This window comes from Luteitalea sp., assembly GCF_044337415.1.
Taxonomy (GTDB): Bacteria; Acidobacteriota; Vicinamibacteria; order Vicinamibacterales; family Vicinamibacteraceae; genus Luteitalea.
On the sequence record NZ_JBIINP010000292.1, the window covers coordinates 1 to 4,195 of the forward strand.

At 71.2% G+C, this 4,195-nt stretch carries 3 protein-coding genes and 1 pseudogene; 2 read left to right on the plus strand and 2 right to left on the minus strand.

What is annotated here, in order from left to right; all coding sequences use genetic code 11:
* Both ACIRDX_RS21115 and ACIRDX_RS21120 read left to right on the plus strand, forming a co-directional pair.
* A pseudogene (locus tag ACIRDX_RS21115) lies at positions 1–200 on the plus strand (polyphosphate kinase 2); the annotation flags it as partial.
* Positions 201–288: 88 nt separating this feature from the next.
* Complete coding sequence (locus tag ACIRDX_RS21120; protein WP_396627411.1) at positions 289–1,638, plus strand: DUF2252 domain-containing protein; 1,350 nt, start codon at positions 289–291, stop codon at positions 1,636–1,638.
* Positions 1,639–1,671: 33 nt separating this feature from the next.
* Here ACIRDX_RS21120 and ACIRDX_RS21125 read toward each other — a convergent pair whose 3' ends face one another.
* Both ACIRDX_RS21125 and ACIRDX_RS21130 read right to left on the minus strand, forming a co-directional pair.
* Positions 1,672–2,424: a hypothetical protein gene (locus ACIRDX_RS21125; RefSeq protein ID WP_396627412.1), complete on the minus strand. Its 753-nt coding sequence runs from the start codon at positions 2,422–2,424 to the stop codon at positions 1,672–1,674.
* 122 nt (positions 2,425–2,546) lie between these two features.
* A partial coding sequence (locus tag ACIRDX_RS21130; RefSeq protein WP_396627413.1) for a long-chain-fatty-acid--CoA ligase occupies positions 2,547–4,195 on the minus strand: 1,649 nt, incomplete at its 5' end.

The following is a 4,195-nucleotide window of genomic DNA, read 5'->3' on the forward strand; positions in this document are numbered from 1 at the left end:
CCGACACCGAGTTCGCGCCGTGGACCGTGGTGCCCTCCGACGACAAGAAGCGCGCGCGGCTCAACGTGATCACCCACATCCTGTCGCACGTCCCCTACGAGCGCCTGCCGCGGCCCAAGGTGAAGCTTCCGAAGCGGCAGAAGCCCGGCGGCTACCGGGAACCGGGATACCCGTACCGCTACGTCGCCGAGGCGTACTGATCCGTCTTCCCCTGGTCACCTGCCTCGCATGACGGCCCGTCGAGCACGACCTCACGAACACGCGGCGCACGCCGCAGGCGGCAGCCCCGTGCTGCGGTCCACGGAGGACCGCATGCAGGCGGGTCGCGCACTGCGGCAGCGCGTCGGACGCCGGTCGCACGGCGCCTGGACGGCAGCGCGCCACCGCGAGGACCCGGTCACGATCCTCACGCGCGGCGACGCCGAGCGAACGCCCGCGCTGGTGCCGATCCGGTACGGCCGCATGGCGCAGGGGCCGTTCGAGTTCTTCCGTGGCGCGGCCGCGATCATGGCCGCCGACCTCGCCCACACGCCCGCGTCCGGCCTGCACGCGCAGCTGTGCGGCGACTGTCATCTCGCGAACTTCGGCGGGTTCGCGACGCCCGAGCGCAACATCGCCTTCGACATCACCGACTTCGACGAGACGCTGCCTGGGCCCTGGGAGTGGGACCTCAAGCGCCTCGCGACGAGTGTCGTGGTGGCCAGTCGCCACAACCGCTTCTCGCGCGGCGACGCACGCGAGGCCGCGCGCACGTCCGTGCGGGCCTATCGCGAGCGCATGGCCGTGCTGGCCGCCATGGGTGCGCTCGACCGCTGGTACCAGCGAATCGACGTGACGGCACTCGTGAACACCGTGCGCACCCGCAAGTGGCGCGAGCGCGTCGAGCGCCTGGTGGCGCGGCAGGCCAGTCGATCGGCGTTCTCGGACGACTTCCCGAAGCTGGCCGACATGACCGACGGACGGCCACGCATCAAGGACGACCCGCCCCTGCTCTTCCACGAGACCGACGTCGACCCGGAGGCCGGCCTCGCGCTCGTGCGGGCCGCCGTCGCGCGCTACCGCGAGACGCTGGCCGAGGACCGACGCCACCTCCTCGATCGCTACCAGGTGATGGATGCGGCCGCGAAGGTCGTGGGCGTCGGCAGCGTGGGCCGGCGCTGCCTCATCCTCCTGATGATGGCGGCGCCAGACGACGTGCTGTTCCTGCAGGTGAAGGAGGCGAGGCAGAGCGTGCTCGAGCCGTACCTGCAGCCAAGCACGCACGCGCACCACGGTGAGCGTGTGGTGGTGGGGCAGCGGCTGATGCAGTCGGCCAGCGACGTGTTCCTCGGCTGGACGTCCGAGCGCGGCCGCGACTACTACGTGCGCCAGTTGCGCGACATCAAGATCAAGCCGGTGGTGGAGGTGTTCGACGCCGTCGCCATGCTGCGCTACGCGGAATGGTGCGGGTGGGCGCTGGCCCGTGCGCATGCGCGCACGGGCGATGCGGCCGCCATCGCCGGGTACCTCGGCAGCAGCGCGCGGGTCGACGAGGCGATCGGCCGGTTCGCCGAGGCCTACGCCGACCAGAACGAGCGCGACCACGAGGCGCTGCTCGAGGCCATCAGGGATGGGCGTGTGCCGATGGTCCAGGCCTGAGGCCGCGACCTCGGCGCCGGGCGCCCTCCGTGGTCAGTAGCGCATGGCGTCGAGGCGGTTGGTGGCGGCCATGATGTCGCGCTGCAACTGCTTGACCATCTGCGCGATCAGGTCCTTCCCCTTGCCGGCGGCCTCGTCGACCATCACCTTCAGCGATCCGATCGGCGATGCCAGCAGCTCCTCGCGCTCCTTCGACAGCCGGTCGAGGTGCTCCTCGAGCTGCGACATGCGGCGCAACATCCGCAGGCGCATGGCGTCTGGGTCGCTGCCGCGCACGGCCTCGGGACTCCGCTCCCACATCTGGAGGATCCAGCGGAGCTGTTCCTCGTCGCCCAGCCGGTAGGCGCGGTTGGCCTGCACCATCAGGGAGTGGCGATGGTCGCGGGCGTGGCCGTCGTGCGCGAGATCGGGATGGATGATCTTGGCGACCTCGCGGAACAGCTTGCGCACCGCGTCGGACGTGAAGCGCGGCGGCACGTCGACCACGGGCGACGGACCCGTGTCGGCGGGCGGCGCTTCTCCGGCTTCCTCGGCTGCCTTCGCCTCGGCCACCTTCCGCGACAGCTCGCCGAGCTCGAGCTCGGCGATGGCGATCTCGAGTTCATCGAGCTGGTCGTGAAGCAGCCCGACCTCCTTCCGGTAGCGGATCCGGAAGGCCTCAAGTTCGAGCTTGAACGCGTCGAGGTCGGCCGTGCGCGCGTCGAGCGCGGCCTCGAGTTCCTTCACGCGCGCGTGCAGCGAGGCGAGTTCGTCGTCAGGGTTGTCGGGGCGAACGAGGGTCGTCACGGCGAGAACAGGGCATTATCGCGCAAGGGACAAGGGACGAGTACGCGAGTCACAAGGGAGGCCAGGGACAAGGGACGGGGAGTCAAGGGACAGGTGACCAGACAGCGGCGACGCCTCTCTGGTCAGCGTGGCGGCGACACTTCCTGACGCAGCAGCGCCTTCCGGACCTTCCCCGAGCTGGTGCGCGGGAGGGTGTCGACGATCGTGAGTGTGTCGGGGCGCCACCAGCGGGGGACGCGGTCTGCGAGGTGGGCGTGCAGGTCGTGGAGCGTCGGCGCCTCGTGGCCTGGTGCCACCACGATGATGGCCACGGGGCGCTCGCCCCAGCGGTCGTGCGGCACCGCGACGATGGCGACCTCCGCGATGGAGGCGTGCTCCAGGAGCAGGGCCTCGAGGGCCGCCGACCTGATCCACTCGCCGCCGGACTTCACGAGGTCCTTGGCGCGATCGATCACCGACACGGCGCCCGTCGGGCCGATCGTCACCACGTCTCCTGTCCGCAGCCATCCATCAGCGGTCCACGTGTCGTTCACTGCCTGCGGGCGACCGGCCACGGGCGACCCGAAGTACGACGATGCGACCCACGGTCCGCGCACTTCGAGCTCGCCGGCGGCGGCGCTGTCCCAGGGCACGAGCGTGCCGTCCTCGGCGCGGGCGCGGATCTCGACGAGCGGGGCCGGGCGGCCTTGCGTGGCCTGCCATGCGTACTGCGCGTCGGCGGGTGCGTCCGCCAGTTCGCTCGGCACGCGCGCGAGCGTGCCGAGTGGGCCGGTCTCGGTCATGCCCCACGAGTGGAGCAGCCGTACGCCGTGCCGTTCGTCGTAGGCGCGAATCGTTGCCTCGGGCAGCGCGGCGCCACCCACCAGCATCGTGCGAAGCCTTGACAGGTCGTGGCCCGGGTGCGCGTCGAGCCAGGCGAGCAGGTCGTGCGCGATGGTCGGCACGCCTGCGGTGTGCGTGACGCGTTCCGACTCGAGGAGCTCAACGAGCCCGGCCGCGTCGAGGCGCGCGCCGGGCAGCACCTGCGATGCGCCGACGAGTGCACAACTGAAGGGCAACCCCCAGCCGTTGGCGTGGAACAGGTGGGCCGCGGCCAGCACGGTCGAGCGCTCCGACAGGTCGAGCATGTCGGGCAGCGCCTGCGTGAGTGCGTGCAGCACGAGGGCGCGATGCGAGGTCAGCACGCCCTTCGGCCGCCCGGTCGTTCCCGACGTGTGACAGAGGACCGCGCCGGCTCGTTCGTCTGGCTCCGGGAACTCGTGGGGCTCGTGCGCGGCCAGCAGCGATGTGTGGTCGATCGCGCCCGCGGGCACGTCCCCGTCGTCGCTGATGACGACGAACGGGCGGTCGGTGATCAGGTGCCTTACGGGCGCGAACGCCTCCCACAGCGCCGCATCGACGATCACCACGGAGTCGTCGGCTTCGGTGATCGCATGTGCGAGGTCGTCGGCAGGCAGCCGGACGTTCAGCATGTGCAGGATCGCGCCCGAGGCGGGGATGCCGTAGAAGGCCTGCAGGTGCCGGGCATGGCTCCAGCAGAAGGTGGCGACGCGATCGCCCGGACGCACGCCGAGGGCGCGCATCGCGGCGGCCAGGCGGCGAGCCTCGGCCAGGCACGCGCCGTACGTCGTGCGCACGAGGCGACCGTCGGCCTCGCGCGACACGATCGCCTTGTGTGCGAACAGCGTGTCGACCCGACGCAGCAGCGCGGCGGTCGTCAGCGGGATGTCCATCGTCAGCCCGACCACGGCTATGGGACGCCGCGCGTCGA